The 22,454-nt window shown below is 57.9% G+C and carries 16 protein-coding genes; 12 read left to right on the top strand and 4 right to left on the bottom strand.

The genetic code is table 11. From position 1 onward, the window contains the following. The first annotated feature begins 85 nt into the window (after positions 1-85). Complete coding sequence (locus AC559G_RS09110; protein WP_498912309.1) at positions 86-781, top strand: alpha/beta fold hydrolase; 696 nt, start codon at positions 86-88, stop codon at positions 779-781. 24 nt (positions 782-805) lie between these two features. Here the strand turns inward: AC559G_RS09110 and AC559G_RS09115 are convergent, their stop codons facing one another. The 3 genes from AC559G_RS09115 to AC559G_RS09125 all read right to left on the bottom strand — a co-directional run bounded on the left by AC559G_RS09115 (position 806) and on the right by AC559G_RS09125 (position 4,999). Continuing rightward, the gene (locus AC559G_RS09115; protein ID WP_498912310.1) at positions 806-1,555 is read right to left on the bottom strand and encodes a DeoR family transcriptional regulator; all 750 of its coding nucleotides are present in this window, start codon (positions 1,553-1,555) and stop codon (positions 806-808) included. A gap of 107 nt (positions 1,556-1,662) precedes the next feature. After that, entirely contained in the window at positions 1,663-4,095 is a 2,433-nt protein-coding gene (locus tag AC559G_RS09120; RefSeq protein WP_498912311.1) for a formate C-acetyltransferase/glycerol dehydratase family glycyl radical enzyme, read from the bottom strand. Positions 4,096-4,099: 4 nt separating this feature from the next. Then, on the bottom strand, positions 4,100-4,999 hold the full coding sequence (locus AC559G_RS09125; protein ID WP_498912312.1) for a glycyl-radical enzyme activating protein: 900 nt from the start codon (positions 4,997-4,999) through the stop codon (positions 4,100-4,102). Positions 5,000-5,280: 281 nt separating this feature from the next. Here AC559G_RS09125 and AC559G_RS09130 point away from each other — a divergent pair, with 281 nt between their 5' ends. From AC559G_RS09130 to AC559G_RS09165, 8 genes are all read left to right on the top strand, one after another. Further along, the gene (locus tag AC559G_RS09130; RefSeq protein WP_498912313.1) at positions 5,281-6,741 is read left to right on the top strand and encodes an AMP nucleosidase; all 1,461 of its coding nucleotides are present in this window, start codon (positions 5,281-5,283) and stop codon (positions 6,739-6,741) included. A gap of 157 nt (positions 6,742-6,898) precedes the next feature. After that, positions 6,899-7,402, top strand: coding sequence for an RNA polymerase sigma factor (locus AC559G_RS09135; RefSeq protein ID WP_121553253.1), 504 nt, complete (start codon positions 6,899-6,901; stop codon positions 7,400-7,402). A 79-nt stretch (positions 7,403-7,481) separates the two neighbouring features. Then, positions 7,482-8,432, top strand: coding sequence for a FecR family protein (locus AC559G_RS09140; protein WP_498912314.1), 951 nt, complete (start codon positions 7,482-7,484; stop codon positions 8,430-8,432). Positions 8,433-8,735: 303 nt separating this feature from the next. Beyond that, positions 8,736-11,444, top strand: a complete 2,709-nt coding sequence (locus AC559G_RS09145) for a TonB-dependent receptor (protein WP_498912315.1) — start codon at positions 8,736-8,738, stop codon at positions 11,442-11,444. A 117-nt stretch (positions 11,445-11,561) separates the two neighbouring features. Beyond that, complete coding sequence (locus tag AC559G_RS09150) at positions 11,562-12,125, top strand: heme acquisition protein HasA (RefSeq protein ID WP_498912316.1); 564 nt, start codon at positions 11,562-11,564, stop codon at positions 12,123-12,125. A 201-nt stretch (positions 12,126-12,326) separates the two neighbouring features. After that, complete coding sequence (locus AC559G_RS09155) at positions 12,327-14,132, top strand: type I secretion system permease/ATPase (protein WP_498912317.1); 1,806 nt, start codon at positions 12,327-12,329, stop codon at positions 14,130-14,132. A gap of 85 nt (positions 14,133-14,217) precedes the next feature. Then, positions 14,218-15,615: an HlyD family type I secretion periplasmic adaptor subunit gene (locus tag AC559G_RS09160; RefSeq protein ID WP_498912318.1), complete on the top strand. Its 1,398-nt coding sequence runs from the start codon at positions 14,218-14,220 to the stop codon at positions 15,613-15,615. 2 nt (positions 15,616-15,617) lie between these two features. After that, complete coding sequence (locus tag AC559G_RS09165; protein ID WP_498912319.1) at positions 15,618-16,967, top strand: TolC family protein; 1,350 nt, start codon at positions 15,618-15,620, stop codon at positions 16,965-16,967. A gap of 46 nt (positions 16,968-17,013) precedes the next feature. On the opposite strand, the gene AC559G_RS09170 is transcribed toward AC559G_RS09165, so the two are convergent. Further along, positions 17,014-18,204, bottom strand: coding sequence for a sugar efflux transporter (locus AC559G_RS09170; protein ID WP_498912320.1), 1,191 nt, complete (start codon positions 18,202-18,204; stop codon positions 17,014-17,016). A 224-nt stretch (positions 18,205-18,428) separates the two neighbouring features. Between AC559G_RS09170 and AC559G_RS09175 the strand changes: the two genes are divergently transcribed. The 3 genes from AC559G_RS09175 to AC559G_RS09185 all read left to right on the top strand — a co-directional run bounded on the left by AC559G_RS09175 (position 18,429) and on the right by AC559G_RS09185 (position 22,425). Continuing rightward, positions 18,429-19,115 (top strand): aspartyl/asparaginyl beta-hydroxylase domain-containing protein, encoded by a 687-nt coding sequence (locus AC559G_RS09175; protein ID WP_498912321.1) that lies wholly within the window; start codon positions 18,429-18,431, stop codon positions 19,113-19,115. 139 nt (positions 19,116-19,254) lie between these two features. Beyond that, complete coding sequence (locus AC559G_RS09180) at positions 19,255-20,604, top strand: cation:proton antiporter (RefSeq protein ID WP_498912322.1); 1,350 nt, start codon at positions 19,255-19,257, stop codon at positions 20,602-20,604. A gap of 480 nt (positions 20,605-21,084) precedes the next feature. Further along, a complete protein-coding gene (locus tag AC559G_RS09185) occupies positions 21,085-22,425 on the top strand; it encodes an anaerobic C4-dicarboxylate transporter (protein WP_498912323.1) in 1,341 nt (446 codons plus the stop codon). Positions 22,426-22,454: the final 29 nt, after the last annotated feature.

The following is a 22,454-nucleotide window of genomic DNA, read 5'->3' on the forward strand; positions in this document are numbered from 1 at the left end:
ATTTGGGGTATATATGGGCTGACGTACAACGTCCACCGCCCCCCGGCGGCCGAAACCTCGAGTGCGTAAAGGAGAACCTATCCCTATGTTGCCCTTCGTTTTTATTCCCGGCCTGCTAGGCTCGCCAAGGCTTTACCAGCAGCAAACCCATGTGCTTTGGCAGCACGCGCCGGTGATGATCGCCAACTCATCGCAGGATGACTCTCTCCCCGCCATCGCCAGGCGCATACTGGCCGCCGCCCCGGCGCGCTTTATTCTGCTGGGGCTGTCGATGGGCGGTTACGTGGCCTTTGAGATCCTTCGCCAGGCGCCGGAACGCGTGCAACGCCTGATCCTGCTGGATACCTCCGCCCGCCCGGACACGCCAGAAGCCAGGCAGTCCCGCGAACAGCAAATTCAGGCCGCCGGCGAGGGCGCGTTTTTAACCCTTATTGAGGATGCGTACCGTTTTTGCGTACACCCTTCGCGGCTGGAAGATCAAGTGTTACGCACCGCCATGCGCGAGATGGCACAGGATGTGGGGCCAGCGGGCTTTATTCGCCAACAGCGCGCGATTATGAGCCGCGTGGATTCGCGCCCGTTGTTACCGCAGATTGCATGCCCGAGTTTAGTGCTGGTGGGGGATTCTGACCGGCTGACGCCACCGGAGGCCGCGCAAGAAATCGCCGGCGCCATTCCCGGCGCAACGCTGATTACCGTGCCCGTCTGCGGCCACGTTTCCACGCTTGAGCAACCGGCCTTCGTCAACCAGGCGATCGTGAACTGGCTTCAAAGAACATAGCCGCACGCCTGAAAACGCCGGCGGCTATTCGGCGCTGACCAGATCGCAGCGGATACCAAGCTCCGCCAATTGGCGCTGGTAGCCGGCGGCCAGGCCGCCGTCGGTGATCACCCGGCCGATCGGGCGCCCAGCGCTAAGGGGGTATGGCTGGATCAGGCCAAACTTGCTGGAATCCGTCAGCACGATGGTTTCGATGCCCTTATCCAACACCGCGCTGACCACATCGCAGCGCATCATATCGCGCCCGGTAAAACCGGTGTCGGCATGAAAGCCGTCAATGCCGATAAACGCCTTATGAAAGTGCACCTGCTGGATGCCGCTGCGGGTTAGCGGCCCGACCACCGATTCGCTGTGTTTTTGATAGTGGCCGCCCAAGGCAATCACATCGCAGGCCGTATCCTTCAACAGCCGGGCGATATAGTGGCTGGCGGTCACGATGGTGATATCGCGCACATCGGCCAGGTAGCGCGCCAACAGCGCATTGGCGCTGCCGCCTTCAATGAACACCGATTCGCCGTCCTCCACCAGCGAGGCGGCATATTCCGCCAACGATTTCTTCAGTTGAAAGTTATTCTGCATGCGCGTGTCTACGTCATCGCTTTCCACCGCGACGGCAAAACCATGCTCTCGTTTAAGATAATGGTTGCGCTCCAGCGCATTGAGATCCTGGCGGATGGTGACGGCCGAGACACCGGAAAGCTGCGCCAGCTCATTAACGCTGACGCTTTTACGTTGATTAACCACCTGCAGAATATTTTGCTGACGTGCGTTCATAGGCGCTGATAACCCATTATTCGAATGGTGCACACTATATCAGAACCGCGCAAGAAAACGAGGCAGCGCCGGCGGTACCCGGCGCTGCAACCGTTGGGGCGGCGCCCTTACAACGTGTGTTCTGTACGAGCGATAATATCGTCCTGGGTATCCGGCGAGAGCGCGGTAAAGAACGCCGAATAGCCGGCCACGCGCACCACCAAATCGCGGTATTGGTCCGGGTGTTTCTTCGCTTCAATCAGCGTGGCCCGTGAAACGATATTGTATTGGATATGCCAGCCCTTATGATCTTCAAAGAAGGTGCGCAGCAGCGCCATCAGCTTCTGCCGATCGCCGGTGTATTCCAGCGTGGCGGGGTTAAGCTTCTGGTTGAGCAGGACGCCGCCCAGGATCGATCCGGTTGGCAACTTGCCAATGGAATTGATCACCGCCGTCGGGCCCAGATGATCGGTGCCTGAAGCCGGGCTGGCCCCTTCGGCCAATGGCGCGTGGGCCTTGCGCCCGTCCGGCGTGGCCATGGTCGCGGCGCCGAACGGCACGTTGGCGGAGATCGACGAGGTGCCGGCGTAATAACCGCCGCCAATCGGCCCGCGCCCATAGCGGGGATTATGGTATTTTTTCAGCTCATCGATGTAAGTCTGGTAAGCGCGAACCAGCAGTTGATCGACGCTGTCCTCATCGTTGCCGTACTTCGGCGCGTTGTTCATCAGGCGCTGGCGCAACTGTTCATTGGTCAGGCCATCGAAATCGCAAGCCAACGCCTGCGCCAACTGTTGCTGGCCAATAATGCCCTGTTCAAATACCAGTTTCTTCACCGCCGCCAAACTGTTGCCCAGGTTGGCGATGCCCACCTGCAGGCCGGAAACCCAATCATATTTGGCGCCCCCCTGCTTGATGCTCTTGCCGCGTTCGATGCAGTCATCCACCAGTGCCGAACACAGGATATCGTGTGCGTTCTCTTCCAGCGCCGTATCCACCACGTATTCGATTTCAATCGATTTGCGCGTGTAGTAGCGGATTTGCCGGTCCCACATCTGCAGCACCTGATCGAAATCAGCAAAGTTACCCTGTGACAGCGCACAGTTCTGCGGCAGGAACACCTTGCCGCTGGTGGCGTCTTTCCCACCTTCAAGGGCGGCCAGCATCACCCGGGCAAAGTTGATAAAGCTCATCCCGGTGCAACGGTAGCCCCACTTACCGCCAACCGCCGTCTCGATACAGCCGATGGCGGCATACTGGTAGGCGTCCTCCGGTTCCACTCCCAGGCCGATAAACGCCGGGATAACGATCTCGTCATTATTGAAGGCCGGCATGCCAAAGCCGCAGCGGATCACCTGCACGCAGGCATCGAGGAAATCGTCGCTGATGCCGGCGTGATAGCGCACGCTCAGGTTCGGCTGGGTGGAGCGCAAACGCCCGCACGACTCCAGAATGGCATAGGACAACGGATTAACCGCATCCTGCGCGCGGCCGTTGACCAGATTTTGCCCGCCGATGGTTACGTTCTGGTACAGCGGGCTGCCGGCCGATGCTTTCGAGTGCGAGCCGGAGCGGATTTTGTTCACTTCCAGCAACTTCAACCAGCAGCTTTGCAGCATTTCAATGGCGCTTTCACGCGCCAGCGTCTGCGTCAGCTCAACGTCACGGCGGTAGTACGGGTAGAGATACTGATCCATACGGCCAAACGACACCGAGTGGCCGTTGGATTCAATTTGCAGCGCCAGTTGCACGAAGTAACACAACTGCAACGCCTGGTAGAAGGTGCGCGGCGGCTGGTGGGCGATCAGTTCGCAGTTCTCGGCAATCAGCAACAGCTCATCGCGACGACCGGGCCGCGGCTCGCTTTGCGCCTGGGCCCGCGCCAGTGCGGCATAGCGTTCGATATGTTCGCTCAGCGCGGCAAAGGTGATATCTATCGCCTTCAGGAACTGTTCCGCATGCAAATCGTCCAGCACCGTCAGGTTGATGCGCGAACGGCGCTCGGCCACTTTTTCACGCAGGCCGTCCAGCCCTTTTTCCAGCAACAGCGGGTAGTTCACTGCCAGGTGGGCGTCGCCGGAAGTCATGTTCCCTTCGGCCTTGATGATACCGGTAGCCAGTAGAGCCTTTTGCTCGTCGGTAAACATGCCATAGCAGCGATCCTGCACCGTCTGGCCGCGCCACCACGGGCAGATCTGATGCAGTACGCGTTTGTTGTCTTCGCTGACGGAGAAACCGGCGCCGGGCCGGTCGGCCAGTTCGTCAATTTCTTGCTCAATCCAGCCCACGGTGTATTCGGGGAAAATCGGTGCGGCGCGTACTTCGCTGGCCTGGTTTCCGACGATCAATTCGTCATGTTTGATCCAGATAGTGCGCTGGGATAAATGGCTGGCCAGCGCCAGTGCGCGGCGCACCGGCACCGGCTTATCCATATTGGCCTGATAGGCGGCCGTGTAGTGTTGCGCCCGCTCGGTGCAAACCGGCGGTTTGACAATATGAATCAGTGCATTTTTATGAGCCTTGATACGCTCACTCAGGGTTTCCAGGTTCAGGGTGACCATAGCGCTATCCTCTCAGTGTCACGGCTAACCCCTGCGTGCTTGCATAGCGTTCAGCAAAGGCAAGCAGTTCAGGATCGTCAAGCGGCTTATCCGCCGCCAGGTATGGCTGGTTAAGCAGTTGGTATTTGTTTTTCCCCAGGGTGTGGTAAGGCAGAAAATGAATGTCGCGGGCGCCCAACTCCCCGGTCGCAAAATCGGTTATCGCCCGCACCGAGGCAGCATCGGCGTTAAAGCCGGGGATAAGCGGCACGCGGATCACCAGCGGTTTGCCGCTGGCGGCGACACGGCGTAAATTTTCCATCACGCGTTTGGCCGAGCCGCCGGTCCATTGTTTGAAGATTTTGCCGTCGACGTGTTTCAAATCAGCGAGGAACAGATCGATATAGGGTAATGAAGGCGAAACGTAGGCCCAGGGCACGTGCAGGCAGGTTTCCACGGCGGTATGGATGCCCTGCTGGCGGCTGCGCTGAAGCAGCGCCCGCGCCAACTCCGGCTGCATAAACGGCTCGCCGCCGGAGAGCGTGATGCCGCCGCCGCTGCGCTGGTAGAAGGGTTTATCACGCAGCACGGTTGCCATAATACTGTCGACGTTTGCCGTTTCGCCGCACACGCTCAGCGCCTGGGTTGGGCAACAGCTTTGTAGTTGCGCGAAATGCGGCGCTTCCAGGCGCTCACGGTGGATAATCATGCCCGCCGGCAGCCGCTCAATGGCGCCGGGTGCCGCACGCTGGCACAGATCGCACTCCGCCATGCACAAACGCGCATCGAACAGCACTTCTTGCTTGCCCGAACGGCTTTCCGGGTTCTGGCACCAGCGGCAACCCAGCGAGCATCCTTTCAAAAACACGACGGTTCGGATGCCGGGGCCGTCATGTGTGGAATAACGCTGGATGTTGAAAATCATTATCGCCCCCTTATTTCATATGAAGGTGATAACATTTCGAAAGAAAGCTATTTTGATTTTTATCAACAAGCCACGCCCTTTCTTCAGCGCACGCAGAGAAATCAGCGCTGCCTCACATTTTTAGCAGCGCCTGCAGCGCGGCAACGGTGTGCTATTCATGCCTTTCCTTAGCCCGGAGCCATGACATACTATCTAAGCGAGTCCCCACAACAGATTGTGCGAAATATCGCCTACGTTAGCCTGGCACTGATTCAGGACAAAAAGGATAAACAGGAGAAAACATGAACAACAGCCTATCCGGCAGTCACCTCACGGTGGCGCAGGCGCTTGATAAACTGGAGGCGATGTACAACGCTTCAGTTAAAGCGCTCCGTGCGGCCATTGGGGAATTTATTAGCCACGGCACATTGCCCGATGAACAGGCACGGCGCGCAGGATTGTTCGTTTATCCAGAGCTGAAGGTGAGCTGGGACGGCACCTCCCCCAGCCAAAAGAAAACCCGCGCCTATGGCCGTTTCACCCACCCTGGCAGTTATAACACCACCATTACCCGGCCAGAGCTGTTCCGCCATTATCTGGCGGAACAGTTGGCCATGCTGCAAGACGAATACGCCGCCACGATTGAGGTGGTGCCTTCACAGTTGGAGATCCCGTTCCCCTACGTTATCGACGGTTCCAACCTGAGCCTGGATCGTTCAATGAGCGCCGGGCTGGCGCAGCATTTCCCCACCACCGAACTGGCGCAGATTGGCGATGAAACCGCCGATGGCCTGTTGCACCCCACCGGTCCGTTCCCGCTTTCGCATTTCGATGCGCTACGCAGTGACTTTTCACTGGCCAGGCTGCGCCACTACACCGGCACGCCGGCCGAACATTTCCAGCCGTTCGTGCTGTTTACCAACTACACGCGCTATGTGGATGAGTTTGTGCGCTGGGCCTGCAGCCAGATCGCCGATCCCGCCAGCCCTTACCAGGCGCTGTCCTGCGCCGGCGGCAATCTGATCACGGCGGACACCGCCGCCCCCGAACAGGCGGTATCCGATCTGGCGTGGAAAAACCACCAGATGCCGGCTTATCACCTGATCGCCGCCAACGGCCAGGGGATCACGCTGATCAACATCGGCGTTGGCCCGTCCAATGCCAAAACCATCTGCGATCACCTGGCGGTGCTGCGCCCCAGCGCCTGGCTGATGATCGGCCACTGCGGCGGCCTGCGCGAAAGCCAAACGATTGGCGATTATGTGCTGGCGCACGCCTATCTGCGTGACGATCACGTGCTGGATTCGGTTCTGCCGCCGGATATCCCAATCCCGAGCATCGCCGAGGTGCAGCGTGCGCTGTACGACGCCACCAAAGCCATCAGCGGCATGCCGGGCGAAGAGGTCAAACAGCGGCTGCGCACCGGCACGGTGGTCACCACCGACGATCGCAACTGGGAACTGCGCTACTCCGCTTCAGCGCTGCGTTTTAACCTGAGCCGCGCCGTGGCGGTGGACATGGAAAGCGCCACCATTGCCGCCCAGGGCTACCGCTTCCGGGTGCCCTACGGCACGCTGCTGTGCGTTTCCGACAAGCCGTTGCACGGTGAAATAAAGCTCCCCGGCCAGGCCAACCGCTTCTATGAAGGCGCGATTTCCGAGCACTTGCAGATCGGTATCTGCGCGATCGATCTGCTGCGCGCCGAAGGCGAGCGCCTGCACTCACGCAAGCTGCGCACCTTCAACGAACCCCCATTCCGTTAAGCGCAAGGCGCACGGCTGCCGGCCGTGCGCCAACGCCCCGCACTACCGACAACAAACGATAGCTGTGCCCGCCCATTTATCGGCTCGGCCTTTTATGATAATAATTATCATTTAAACCAACCTCTAGCGTCAGACCCCGGTCTGGCAGGGCGTAAAGATGTCGGAGACGGATCTAAAACACCTTTTCAGTCATTATTCGCAGGCACTACAACGATATTTGACGCGTAAAGTTCGCGATCCTCATCTGGCCGCCGATCTGCTACAGGAATGCTTTTTGCGCCTGGCGCAACGGCTGGAACAAAACGAGGATATCAGCGATAAAAAGGCCTATTTGTTTAAAACCGCCAATAACCTGGTGCTGGATCACCAACGCTATCAAGCGCGTTGGCAAATGCAGCCGCCGGCCAACGACGGAGAAGCGGCGCTGGACGCCCTGCCCGATCGCCGGCCGCAGATGGAGCAGATGGCCATTAACCAGCAGCAGTTGGCGCTGCTGGCGCAGGTGCTTGCGCAGTTGCCCGAACGCACGCAGCAGATATTTTTGCTGCACCGGCTGGAGCACCTCACACAGCAACAGGTTGCCCGGCAATTGAACATTTCCGTCAGTACGGTAGAGAAACATCTCGCCAGTGCGCTGGCGGCGATGCTGCGCGTCATTTAAATTAATTGCATAAATTTTACGGTTTTTCCGTTCCCAGACGTCAACATAATAAGAGACCCTTATTTCACCAAGCCTATACATGATGAACGATTACCCCACAGAGATCAGGCAACAGGCCGCCGCATGGGCGCTAAAATTGACCGAAGCCAGCCCAGACGCTGCGCAGCAACAGGCGTTGCAACATTGGTTGGCACAGGATCCGCGCCATCACCCCGCGCTGAAGCAAGCTCAGGCACTGTGGCAAGCGTTAGGCGCGCTCAACGGCGAGCAGCAAAACCAGCTGCGGGCCGCCGTCGCCCCTCGGCCGCGCCGCGCCCCGGTGCGCTGGAGCATCGCTGCCTGTGCGCTGTTGGCGCTCTGCGCCGGCGTGCTGTGGGGGCCGGGCGCCTGGGTGGACATCCACGCCGATTATCACACCGCCAGCGGGCAAACCCGCCACCTTCGCCTACCAGACGGCAGCCAAGTTGATATGGACAGCGACACAGCCGTCGCCCTTGAGTATAGCGGCGCTGAACGCCGCGTCAGGCTGCTGCGCGGCAACGCCTGGTTCACCGTGGTGCCGCTCTCGCCAAGCGAACCGCGCCCCTTTCGGGTGGCGGCCGATAACGGCGTAACCCAGGCGCTCGGCACGCAGTTTATGGTGCAGTACGACGATAACGCCACCACCGTCGGGGTGGCGCAACACAGCGTGCAAGTGGCGGCCGGGGCGCAATCACTGGTTCTACAGGAACAGCAGGCCGCCACATACGACGCGCATCAGGGGTTGAAACGGATCGCCAGTTGGAATAGCCACGACGCCGGCGACTGGCGGCGCGGGCTGTTGATATTTCATCAACAACCGCTGGCGGAGGTTATCGCGCGGATCAACCGTTATCATCGCGGCAAAGTGATCGTCCGCGGCGCACGCTTGCAGCAGCGCCAAATCAGCGGTGTGTTTTCCCTTGGCGATCTGGATAACGCTCTGGCCGCCATTAGCCACGAACTGGGCGCCAGGCAACTGACGCTGCCGGGGCTTATCGTGCTGTATTAGGCTGTATCCCGCAATAGTGCGCGGGTGCCCGCAGGTGGCGCTTATCCCCGTTTGCAGGGCGTGGCGCAAGCACTCCGCCGCCGCTTTATCCTTCCGGTTGCCGAACGCAGCCAGCGGCATTCATTGCTCCGCCCACAATCTCATCCGACCAGTAAAATTCTTTTACGGTTTTTGTCATTATCTTCGTCTTGGTAACTATGGAATGATTTTTATTATCATTCTCGTTTTGAGAGTTTAAACCTTAGCGGGTGATTTTTTACCCGCAATCGGTTCACGAGCCTTTTTACCAAGAGCGCGCATAAAATGCAGACTTCACAGCAAATTACACTAACAATCAGCCGGCTTGCGCTGGCTATCGGGATGGCGTTCAGCACACTTGTCCCGTTTTCTTATGCCAGGGCCGAACAACCCACAGCGGCCACAGCGCACGGCGAGCAACAGGCCGAGTTCACCATTCCCGTACAGCCGCTCAACAGTGCGCTGTTGCGCTTCGCCGAGCAGGCCGGCCTGCAAATCCTGTTGCCGACATCCGGCCTGCTGGACGGCATGCAGGCCACGCCGTTACAAGGGCGTTACCCCATCAATCAGGCGCTGCGGCGGTTGATCGGTAACAACCCGCTGGACTACCAGATTAGCGCCACCGGCCAAATTACCTTATCCAAACGGGCCAATAAGGGTGCCGCGGAGCAAACGCTCATCATCAAAGCCGCGCGTATCGAACATGAAGGCGACTGGATCTACGATCAACCGCGCGCCATCAGCGTGATCTCCCGCGAACAAATGGACAACCGCCCGGCACGCCATGCCGCCGATATGCTGGAACAATCCGCCGGCGTCTACTCCAGCGTTAGCCAGCAGGATCCGGCGCTGTCGGTCAATATTCGCGGCATTCAGGACTATGGCCGCGTCAACATGAACATCGACGGCATGCGGCAGAACTTTCAGAAAAGCGGCCACGGCCAGCGCAACGGCCAGATGTACATCGACTCTGAATTGCTCTCCGGCGTCACCATCGAAAAAGGCGCCACCAGCGGCATGGGCGGCGCCGGCGCCTTCGGCGGCATCGCCACCTTCAACACCGTTAGCGCCAGCGATTTTATCTTCCCGCCGACCAAAGAGATCGGCGGCAGGCTGCATGCCAGTACCGGTGACAACGACACGCAATTTATCGGCAGCGGCATTCTGGCGCTGGGCAGCGAAACCGGCGATATTCTGGTAGGCGCCAGCGAGCGCCATTTAGGCGACTACTGGCCAGGCAACAAAGGCGATATCGGGGATATTCGTACCTCAACCAGCGATGTTTATAATACTGGCACCACGACATCCAGCCTACAGAACGCCCTTAAACACACTAAAGTTCTCGACTCAAATTACACTATGCGCTCGCGCCTGGCCAAAATAGGCTGGAATCTGCCGGCTAATCAACGGATTCAACTCAGCTACCTGCAGACTCAAACCTCTACACCAAGTGCCAGCATGATCACAGCTATTTATGCCGAACCCGGCAACACCCGCAGCCCCTACACGCTGGGATGGACCAGTTCAGGCTTTAGCGAAGCGATGTCGCGCAGCGCCGCGTTAGATTACAGCCTGCATCCTGACAACCAGGACTGGCTCGATTTTAAAGCCAAATTCTATTACGTAGATACTAACGACGATACGGATACCTACAGCACCAGTACATCAACTGATAACAGCTACCAGGCCCGGACTCAGTTAAGAACATACGGATTTCAGGCGGAGAACACCTCGCATTTTCATCTTCCTGCCATACATAGCTTACAGGCCAACTATGGCCTGGATATTTTCTACGATAAAGCGAACAGTGATTCCAACAAAGAGACAATGGTCGGCGTGACGCCCGCCGGTAACCGAACGATGGCGAGCCTGTTCACTAATTTGACTTATGAATATGACAACTGGCTGAGATTAGAAAGCGGTATACGCTACGATCGCTATCGATTGCGCGGAAATACCAGTATGAATATCTGGAATATTAAAAACCCGTGCAATGAAAGACGCATGTCATCGTGTACCTATCAGGATGTTAAAAGCTGGGATGTCGATCGGGAAGAAGGCAAATTATCGCCCACCTTTGGCTTGGGTATTAAACCCGGCGTTGAGTGGCTGGAATTATTCGCCAATTACGGAAAGTCCTGGCGGCCACCCGCCATCACAGAGACACTGACCTCAGGCAGCGCGCACAGCTCAGCAACGCAATATCCTAATCCTTATCTGGAGGCGGAACGTTCGCGCTCATGGGAAGTGGGTTTCAATATTCAAAATCCCGATCTCTTCCTCGCTGAGGATCGTCTGGTTGCCAAAGTCAATTACTTCGACACGCGCGTCGATAATTATTCATCTCTGGCAACTAACCGCATGTTGCCAGGTTATGGTGAGCTAGTGAGCTCCGGCTCTGCCGCTTACGTAAACAACCTGGTGAAAACCCGTTTCCGCGGTCTGGAATATCAACTTAACTATGACGCCGGAACATTCTATGTCGACTTTACCTATACCCGTATTATCGGCTTTAACGATTTCTGCGCCAAAGTCGCCTATCTGGGTGACAAAATAAAATTTGGCGGTGAGGCCTATAATTGGTATCCCGTTGAGTATGAAAATAACACCGTGGCATGCCGCTATTCGACATTAAAAAGCACGCCATTCAGTAATCTGAACTATTTGCCAAGCGATCGCGGCTCTTTGACCTTAGGGGGGCGCGCATTTGATCGCCAACTCGATTTCGGCATGGTGCTCAGATATAACCGCGGCTATCAGGATCACTCTGAAGTGAGTTCCAGCGGCGCCGTCAGCGCTTTCTACGTTGCTGACTGGCCGAAATACACCCTGATCGATCTGTATGCCAACTATAAAGTCACCGATACGCTCACCCTACGTGGTTCCATAGAAAACGTTGCTAACCGCGCGTATATCGTGAGTTATGGCGATTCGCTCTCTTATACCTTAGGCCGGGGAAGGACAATTCAGGGCGGGGTGGAATATCGTTTCTGATTTTCTTTGCTGAACAGCGAAGAAATGGGCGGCGCGACTCAGACTGTCTCCGCCCACTCGATGTAGGGCCAACAGGCTTTACATTTCACATTGTTAAATTAGTGAGAGGAATTAATCATGAGTTTCAGCATTCAGTACGACACTGATTTTGCCAGCTACACGATTGCCGAATACCTGGATGAATGGGCAACGCTATTTGGTGATTCCAACCACACATCCGGTAATGTGGATGATAATAACTCGGGCGGTTTCTGGGGAGAAACCAACGCGACATATGGCGGTACGCAATACTCACTCACCAGCACCGTCAATAATACGACAGCATTTATTGCCGAAGGCGATCTGGTCTACGAATTTTCCACCCATACACTGACCGGTACCGTTGACTCCCTTGATTTCGGGGAAGATCTGCAGTTGAGCAACAGCACGGGTTACTCTCTGCAATCGCTTGAAGTCACCTTCAATGGCCTGGCTGATATTGTTACCGATGTGCATGACGTCATTTACGGTTTGATGCGCGGCGATGTCAGCTACCTTCTTGATTCGCTAGAAACCGCGGGTATTGATACCAACGCCACGCTCGAAACCTATGCTGCAACCGCCGCCGCCTTGACGGCCGATAGCACCACAGTTGACGTGGTGGGCGTGGCCGACAGCGCAGATCTCCTGCTGGCTGCCTAAGAAAAGCGGCTAAAAGTACCCGCTTTTAGCCGCCCGGCACTACGCCGCCGCGTCCGCAACGTTACCGGGCCGCGGCGGCGTTTCAGTGTAATCGCTGCCGTTATTACCCGCAATAACGCAAGGTGTAACGGATGCGCTTAACAGACAACCGGTTGCGGCATGGCGCAGTGCGCCAGCGGCAACCTGCAAGATGGATGACCTATGCGTATTGCAAGCGGCAAGGAAACACGTTTTTCTCCTCCGCCCTCCCCCTCGCCGCGCCACGAAATTCTCGGCGCGCTGGCGGCTTACCGCCAGGCGTTCTGGGGCGTAGGCCTGTTCAGCGCGGTGATCAACCTGCTGATGCTGACGCCAGCCATCTACATGCTACAGGTTTACGATCGCGTGCTGTCTTCCGGCAACACGATGACGCTGGGCATGCTGACGGCAATGGCGCTCGGCCTGTTCGCGCTGATGGGGCTGCTGGAATGGGTACGCAGCGCGGTGGTGATCCGCCTGGGCACCCAAATGGATATGCGGCTGAACCAGCGGGTGTACAACGCCGCGTTCGCCAGCCAGTTGCAAGGGCAGCCGGCGCGCGCCGGGCAGGCGCTGAACGATCTGACCGCGCTGCGCCAGTTCGCCACCGGCAACGCGCTGTTCGCCTTTTTCGACGCCCCGTGGTTCCCGGTTTATCTGCTGGTGATCTTCCTGCTGCATCCGTGGCTGGGCGTGATGGCGCTGGCCGGCGCTGCGGTGCTGATCCTGTTGGCCTGGCTCAACCAGCGCCTGACGCGGGAGCCGCTGGAACAGGCCGGGCGTATCGCCATTCAGGCCACTCAACAGGCCAACGCCAATCTGCGCCACGCCGACGCCATCGAAGCGATGGGTATGTTGCCCGCCCTGCGCGCCCGTTGGCTAGACCAGCACGTGTACTTCCTGCAGCAACAAAATTTGGCCAGTGAAAAGAGCGCCACCGTAACGGCACTGACCAAATCGCTGCGGCTGGCGCTGCAATCGTTGATGCTGGGCCTTGGCGCCCTGCTGGCGGTGGCGGGCGAAATCACACCCGGCATGATGATCGCCGGTTCGATTTTGGTCGGCCGGGTGCTAAGCCCTATAGATCAACTCATCGGGGTGTGGAAACAATGGTCGCAGGCACGGCTGGCCTGGCAGCGAATCAGCGTGCTGCTGGCCGCCTATCCCGAACGCGCGCCCGGTATGCAACTGCCTGAACCACTGGGGCGCTTGCAGGTTGAGCAAATCAACGCCGCCCCGCCCCATGCCCGCACGCCAGTGCTGCGCAATATCGCCTTCGCCCTTGAGCCAGGGGACGTACTGGGCGTTATCGGCCCATCAGGTTCCGGCAAATCGACGCTGGCGCGCCTGTTGGTGGCCGCGCAACCGGCGCTCAGTGGCAAGGTGCGGCTCGACGGCGCCGACATGCACCAATGGGACAAAGGCGATCTCGGCCGTTTCATCGGCTATCTGCCGCAGGACGTGCAATTGTTCGCCGGCACTATCGCCGAAAACATCGCCCGCTTCAGCCAGCCGGATGCCGCACAGGTGGTCGCCGCCGCCCGCCTGGCCGGCGTGCACGATCTGATCCTCCGTCTGCCCCAGGGTTACGACACACCGTTGGGCGAAAACGGCAGCGGCCTGTCCGGCGGGCAAAAGCAGCGGGTGGCGCTGGCGCGGGCCGTCTACGGCCAACCGAAGCTGACGGTGCTGGACGAACCCAACGCCAGCCTGGATGAGGAAGGCGAAAAAGCGCTGCTGGCGGCGATCGCACAGCTAAAGGAACAGGGCGCCACCCAGATCCTGATAACCCACAAACCTGCCCTGCTTAGCTGTGCCAATAAGCTGCTGTCGCTGCGTGACGGACAAGTCAGTTTCTTCGGCCCGGCGGAAAAACTGCAACAGCAGATGACGAAACGCAAGCCGCCGCCCGCCGCCGGGGCGTTCTCTCCTGGCCTGAGCATGGTCTATAACGCCAAAGGGCCACGCCAGGCTGCGCCCGAACGTTAATTTTCACTATTTGTGGGCATTTCTCGGCCACGCTACCTTCACGGCGCGTGGCACCACGGAATCCCTTTATTGCACGAGGAACCGCATGTCTCTACACCCTGAGTCAGCACCGCCCCATGTTAACCACCCGCCGACATCCTCCGCGGCCCGCCCCGCGTCAGCGCCCGCCGTGTTGCCGCTACACACCGACTCCGGGCGCTATCTCAAATACGGCCTGATACTGGTGCTGCTGGGGTTCGGCGGTATGCTGCTGTGGGCCGGCCTGGCGCCGCTGGATAAAGGCGTCGCGGTTTCCGGCAAGGTGATCGTCACGGACAACCGTAAAGTGGTACAGCCCGCCGCCGCCGGGCGCGTCGCGCATTTATATGTCCGCGAAGGGGACAGCGTGCAGCGGGGGCAGGTGCTGGCCGAACTGGACACCACGCCGGCCAAAACCCAGCGCGACAATCTGCGCATTCAATTATTGGAAGCCCAACTGCGCGCGGCGCGTCTGCAGGCCGAACGGGATGCATTGCCGCAACTGCCCACGCCCGATGCGGCGCTGTTCACCACACTACCCGGCGATGAACACCCTGCCTTAACCGTGCAGCAGATCCAACTGGGGCAACAGCAGCTGTTTCTCAGCCGCCGCGCGGCGTTGCGTCAGGAAATCGCCGCCATGCGGGCCGCCATCGACGGTAACCGCGCCCAGCAGCAAGGGACGCGCGCGCTGTTAGCAAGCTACACCCTGCAGTCCCGGCTGCTTGGCGAACAGCTCCGCAACCTGCGCCCACTGGCCGCAGAAGGCTACATCCCGCGTAACCGGCTGTTGGAGACGGAACGGCAAGCGGCCCAACTGCACGGCGATCTTGCCCAACAGAACGGCACGCTGGCGCAGATTGGGCAGCAGATCGCCGAGCTGGAACAGAAAATGCTGCAGCGGCAGGAGGAGTACCAAAAAGAAGTGCGCACCCAGTTGGGCGAGGCCCAGCTCAGCATTCAGGATCTCGCTCAGCGTCTTGCGGCCGCAGAATATGAGCTGCAAAACACGCGCATCACCGCGCCGGCCAGCGGCAACGTGGTCGGCCTGACATTGCACACCGAAGGCGGCGTGGTCAGCAATGGGCAAACGTTGATGGAGATCGTGCCGCAGGGGCAATCGTTGCAGGTCGAGGCGCAACTCCCTATTGAGTTGGTAGACCGGATCGCGCCCGACTTGCCGGTTGAACTGATGTTTTCCGCGTTTAATCAAAGCACCACGCCACGCGTAACCGGGCGCGTCGCACTGGTGGGCGCCGACCAGCTCATCGATCCCCAAACCAACCTCCCCTACTACCCGCTGCGCATCAACGTCGACGAACAGGGCAAGCGTCAGCTATCCGGCCTGCATATCCGCCCTGGCATGCCGGTCGAGGCTTTTGTCCGAACCGGTGAGCGTTCACTGCTGAATTATCTGTTTAAACCGCTGTTCGATCGCCTGCATATCGCTTTATCGGAGGATTAACTATGCGCGTTGCCGTTCGCCCCGGACGTTCATTTACCCAGCGCGTTCGTCTGCTGTTATGGTGCGTTACGCTGGGCTACAGCGCGCCAGGCCAGGCGTTGGGATTGGTCGAAGCCTGGCGGCAGGCGCTAAGCCACGATCCCGTTTTCCAGGCGGCCATCCATGCGCGCAACGCCGAAACAGAAGAGAAAAACATCGGCCGCGCCGCGCTATTGCCGAAAATCAATTACGACTATAGCCATTCGCGCAACGATTCCACCGTCACCAGCGGCGAGCTGCGCAGCGATCGCCACTATAACAGCCATGCCTCGACGCTTTCATTCCAGCAACCGCTGCTGGATTACGAAGCCTGGTCGCGCTATCAGCAGGGCGGCGCTGCAGCGCAGATGGGCAATGAACAGTTGCGCGACGCCGGCCAACAACTGCTGGTGCGGTTGTTTCAGGCCTACAGCAACGTGCTGTTCAGCCAGGAAGAAATCGCGCTGGTTGAGGCGCAACGGCGAGCCTACCGGGAGCAATATCGGCTCAACCAGCGGCTATTCGAACAGGGGGAAGGCACGCGCACCGATATACTGGAAACCGAAGCCAGGCTGAACCTGGCCGACGCGCAGTTGATCGAAGCACAGGATAACCTCAACCTGAGTGAACAAGAACTGGCGAAACTGCTTGGTGCGCCGATCGCCGCCGTGCAGCTCGCGCCGCTTAACGCTCGGTTCACCCCGCGCCCGTTGCAGCCGGCCAACTTCGGCCACTGGCAAAATCTGGCACTGCACCACAATGCGCAACTGCTGGCGCTCAGCCAGTCGCTGGCGGTATCACGTTATGAAATTGAACGCAGCCGGGCCGGCCACCTGCCGCGCGTCACGCTGGTCGCCAACGCGCGCAAAAGCAGCTCGGACAGTGAAAGCAGTTATAACCAAAAATACGACACCCGCTCAATCGGCGTGCAAGTCAGCGTGCCGCTGTTTGCTGGCGGCGGCGTATCGGCCGCCACGCGGCAGGCCGGCGAACGCTATCAGCAGGCGGCGAAAGAAAAAGACGAACAAATACTGACAGTGCAATTGGAATTGCGCCGCCAGTTTAATCTGGTGACCAGCAGCCAAGCCAAAATCAAAGCGTATCAGTTGGCGGAACGTGCCGCACAAGCGCTGGTGTTGGCGACGAGGAAAAGCGTGAGCGGCGGCGAACGGGTCAATCTGGATGTTTTAAATGCCGAACAGCAGCTTTACAGCACCCGGCGCGATCTGGCCGAGGCTCGTTACGCCTGGCTGAGCGCCTGGCTACAGTTACGCTACTACGCCGGCACACTAGATGAGCAAACGCTGCGGCAGTTGGCGGCCTATTTCGGCTAGCCATATGAAGAAGCCCGCTTCACCAAGGTGACAGCGGGCGGAGTGATTAGACTTGGTTGTGCTGCAACCGTTCACTGCGGTAAAAGTGCAACAGGCACCAGCCCAGCGCAATCAGCGCCAGCGGCGCGCCCACAAAGCCGACGTTCGACATCCCCAGGTGCAGGCTCACCTGGTTCCCCAACAGCGCCCCGCCGCCGATGCCCAGATTGTACAAGCCGGAATAGATAGAGGTCGCCACGTCGGTGGCATCCGGCGCCTGGTTCAGCACCTTGGCCTGCATCGACAAGCCGATCGACATAATGGCAACCCCCCAGACGGCGCACAGCATGGTCATGGTGGATTCACTGTAGGAAGCCGGCAACAGCAACAGCAGGCTTATCGCCAGCAACGCAATAGCGCCGATGAAAAAACCGGATGGAAAACGCTCGCTAAAGCGGCTGAACAACACGCTGCCGATGATGCCGAATGCGCCGAACAGCAACAGCATCAGGGTGGTGAAGTTATCAGACAGGTGCGCCACATCCTGAATAAACGGCTCAATATAGCTATACGCGGTGAAGTGCGCGGTAATCACCACCACGGTCATCATATACAGGCCGACCAGCTCCGGGCGCTTGAACAGCATCGGGACGCTGGCCAGAGAGCCGGAGTGTTCGCTCTTGAGCACTGGCAGCAGGCGCCACAGCATCAGCAACGCGACGGTAGCCGCCACCGCGATACCGATGAACGTCATGCGCCAACCCAGCAGTTGCCCGACGATACGCCCCAGCGGCAGGCCAAGCACCATGGCCAGCGCCGTACCGCCCGCCAACATGCTGAGTGCATGCGCTTTTTTGCCCGGCGGGGCCACACGGATCGCCAGCGAGGCGGTGATCGACCAGAACACCGAGTGCGCCAACGCCACGCCGGCGCGGCTCACGATCAACGTGGTGAAATTCCACGCTACTGCGGTCAGCACATGGCTGGCGATAAACAGAATGAATACCCCGATCAGCAGCTTGCGCCGTTCAATCTTGCTGGTCAGCAGCATGCAAACCAAAGAGAACGCGGCCACAATCCAGGCGTAAATGGTGATCATTAAACCCACCTGCTCCGTTTGCATATCGAAGCTGCGGGCGATATCACTCAATAAGCCTACCGGGATAAATTCCGTGGTATTGAAAATAAATGCGGATACGGCAAGCACAAGAACGCGCATCCAGGCGGTCGAGCGCGAAACGCGGGATTCTTCTTCCATTTTTAATAAGGTCCAGAACGGGTGGGTGCAGTCAATGCGGTATTTTAGCCAAGCATGATTACAAATGCGACATTCATCACATTTTTATTACGTGTTTTTATCAACAGCATCCTATCAAGAAACATTAGCGATAAACGTCGCCTGGCCGGAAAACTTCCCTGATTTCAATCACCGGCTAGACTTGGTGGAGATATAAGATATTCAACTCACATTTTGGGGCCACCATGTCAACAATGTACGATCGGGCCGTCGCCGGGTTACGCCATCTTTACGACCGCCGCATCAGCAGCCCGCCGGTGCTTAATAGCGCAGAATTATTCCCCGCCGCGCAGCACTTCACGGAAAACTGGCGGCAGATACGTGAAGAAGCGCTGAATGTGGCGCACAACCTGCAGCACATCCCGCGTTTCCACGAGATTATGCAAGAGCAAGCCTCTATTTCCGCCAACGATGCCCGTGACTGGCGAATGTTCGTGATGCAAGCATACGGCCAGCCAATCCGCCGCAACCTGGCGCGTTGCCCGCAGTTGGCTGCGCTGATTGCCCGTTCGCCGGACGTGCTTTCCGCCTCTTTATCTTTCCTGGCCCCAGGGAAACTGGTACCGCCGCATCGTGGCCCGTTCAGGGGGATACTGCGCGGTTATCTGGTGCTCTCGATGCCCAAACACGCCGACAGCACCCCCGCCGCGGTGCTTAAAATCGCCGGCCAGGAATATCGCCTTAACGAAGGCGAGTTTTTACTGTGGGACGATACATTTGAGCATGAAGTCTGGAACGACAGCGACCAGGTGCGCACCGTTTTGCTGCTCGACGTACGCCGGCGCGATCTGCCCACCGGGCTGCGGCTACTGTCCAGCGCCATTATCGCCATGGTGAGGCTGAACGTCCGCGTGTTCCAACGCAACTGGTGAAACCGACCGCCCAAGCGGCCTACTTTATAATCACAACGGCCAATCCTGTTTAAAAATCATTCATTTCAAACGGATAGCCTTTTCTCTTCGTTATTTAACGCCATACTTACAACACCAGACAAACCACAGAGGAGTAAGAATGGAATTTCTTGGCTGGACTGCCGCAACTGGCGGTTTATTACTGTTGATGTCGCTGGCATCGGGTTGGATCAAACGTGGCCCGATCACCGTTTTCGCACTCTACCTTACCGCGGGCATCGTATGCGGCCCCTGGGTGTTAAACCTGCTGCAAGTGGATATTACGGCCCACGCGGAGCTGGCGAAAAATATCACCGAAATCGCCATCGCCGCTTCGCTGTTTATTACCGGCCTCAAGCTCCGGCTGCCGCTGAAAAGCCAGGGCTGGTACATCGGCCTGCGGCTTGCCTTTCCCGGCATGCTGTTGACGGTCGCAGGCGTGGCGCTGGCGGCGCACTATCTGGCTGAACTCTCTTGGCCGCTGTCACTGGCGTTTGGCGCCATCGTCGCGCCGACCGACCCCGTGCTGGCCAGTTTGATTTCGGTTAACGATGCCCGCGACAGCGATAACCTGCGCGTCTCGCTTTCCAGCGAGGCGGGCATGAACGACGGCAGCGCCCTGCCGCTGCTGATACTGGCGGTAATGATGGTAACCACGCCGGGTGGTCTGTCGCTGGCGGCGTTCGGCCACTGGGCGCTGGTGGACGTGTTGTGGGCCATTACCGCCGGGGTGGGCATTGGTTTCGCCATGGGCCGCCTGGTTGGCCAGTACGCCACGCATCTGCGCCACACCCATCAGGACGTGGCGCCGAACGATTTCCTGGCGCTGGCGCTGATCGCCCTCAGCTACGCAGCGGCACAGGCGCTGGATGCTTCAGGCTTTCTGGCGGCCTTTGCCGCCGGCGTTGGGCTGCGGCGGGCCGAGATCCGCGTGGTCAATCTGCAACCTGCCGATCAGTTTTCCGACAGCAACAACCGGCCGCCCGCCGAAGAACTGGTCAACCCGCATATCCGCCACGAACCGGGTGAAACCAATCCTACCAGTTCCGCCGGTTTAGTGGTGGGTGATGCCTTGTCGTTCGGTGATACGGTGGAAAGGCTGTTTGCCGCGATGATTATTATCGGGCTTGGCATTACGCTGGCTCAACACTGGGCGCCCATGGGGCTGGTGATGGCGGCGTTGCTGTTTGTGGTTATCCGGCCGCTCTCCGTCTGGATCGCCACGGCCGGAATGAAAGCCCCCGTTGAACAGCGCCTGATACTGGGGTGGTTGGGCATTCGCGGCATCGGCAGCATTAACTATATCGCCTTTGCTTATACCCATGGGCTGGCCGGCGATGAGGTGACGCGCATGGCCGATATGGCCTTTACGCTGATCGTCGCCAGCGTGGTGGTGCATGGCATGTCGGTCACACCGCTGCTCAGCTGGCGGCAGGCCAAAATTACCGCCAGAGAGCGCGATAAGCACTGAACCACAGCAGCCCAAACACCTTTGAAATAAGCTGGGATTCCAGCTTAACCCCGCGGGGCTACCCCCTGCGGGGAGGATGTTAGCCGCGGCGGAATATTATCCCAGTAAATTCACGCGGCTGTTTTTTATAAAACAGGCCTTATTTAAAACAAAACAGGAACATTGCAATAACAAAAAATACATAATAGCACATGGAAATAGCAGAAATAAGCCAAATTAAAAACAGAGATAAAAAAAGAAGATAAAAGCAATAATCATCATGCAGATCACCAGGTTAGCAAAGGTTCCTCTCAATAAAACCGTATTAATATCTATTTGTTATTGGGATCTACATCTCTTATTTTACATAAATTATAAAATTTTTTTAATTAATAGAGTTAGATCAAAAAACCATGGTTAATGAGGAACCTATAGTAACCCCTAAAGAAGTAAGTCAAATTTTTAATTAACGTAAGTGTCTCTGTGAGCTATGGGGTTACTATGGACTTTATCATTCAACTGGTCATTGTCCTGATCTGCCTATTTTACGGCGCAAGAAAAGGTGGTATCGCGCTGGGGTTATTGGGCGGCATCGGGCTGGTCATACTGGTTTTCGTCTTTAAACTCGAACCGGGGAAACCGCCTATCGATGTGATGCTGGTCATCATTTCCGTTGTGGCGGCGTCGGCGACGCTGCAAGCTTCGGGCGGCCTTGACGTGATGCTGCAAATGGCGGAAAAACTGCTGCGGCGCAATCCTAAATATGTCTCGATCATCGCGCCTTTCGTCACCTGTATCCTGACCATTCTCTGCGGCACCGGTCACGTGGTGTACACCATTTTGCCGATTATCTACGATGTGGCGATCAAAAATAATATCCGCCCCGAACGGCCCATGGCGGCCAGTTCGATCGGCGCCCAAATGGGCATCATTGCCAGCCCGGTTTCCGTTGCGGTGGTATCGCTGGTGGCGATGCTGGCTAACTTTACTTTTCACGGTAAGCACCTGGAATTTCTCGATCTGCTGGCGATCACCATCCCCTCCACCCTGCTCGGGATTCTGGCGATTGGGATTTTCAGTTGGTTCCGCGGCAAAGATTTAGACAAAGATCCGGAGTTTCAAAAATTCATTTCCATGCCGGAAAACCGGGAATATGTTTACGGCGATACCGCCACGCTGCTGGACAAAAAACTGCCGCGCAGCAACTGGGTCGCAATGTGGATTTTTCTCGCGACTATCGCCGCCGTTGCACTGCTGGGGGCGGTAACAGAACTGCGACCGGTGTTTAACGGTAAACCGCTGTCTATGGTCCTGGTGATCCAGATGTTTATGCTGGTTTCCGGGGCGCTGATCATCATCACCACCAAAACCAACCCGGCTTCCATCTCCAAAAACGAGGTTTTCCGCTCCGGGATGATTGCGATTGTGGCGGTATACGGCATCGCCTGGATGGCGGAAACCATGTTCGGCGCCCACCTTGAACAAATTAAAGCCACCCTCGGGACGCTGGTGAAAGAGTATCCTTGGGCGTATGCGCTGATCCTGCTGCTGGTGTCCAAATTTGTTAACTCGCAGGCAGCCGCATTGGCGGCCATTGTGCCGGTGGCATTGGCGATCGGCGTTGACCCGGCCTATATCGTGGCCTCTGCGCCGGCCTGTTACGGCTATTATATTCTGCCCACCTACCCAAGCGATCTGGCCGCCATCCAGTTCGACCGCTCCGGGACAACGCATATCGGGCGCTTTGTAATTAACCACAGCTTTATTCTTCCCGGTCTGATAGGCGTGACAACCTCCTGTATCTTTGGCTGGGTGTTTGCCGCCATGTACGGCTACTACTGATTGTTAGCCCACGCGCTGGCGCCCTTGTG

This window comes from Gibbsiella greigii (assembly GCF_039540155.1).
Classification (GTDB): Bacteria; Pseudomonadota; Gammaproteobacteria; order Enterobacterales; family Enterobacteriaceae; genus Gibbsiella; species Gibbsiella quercinecans.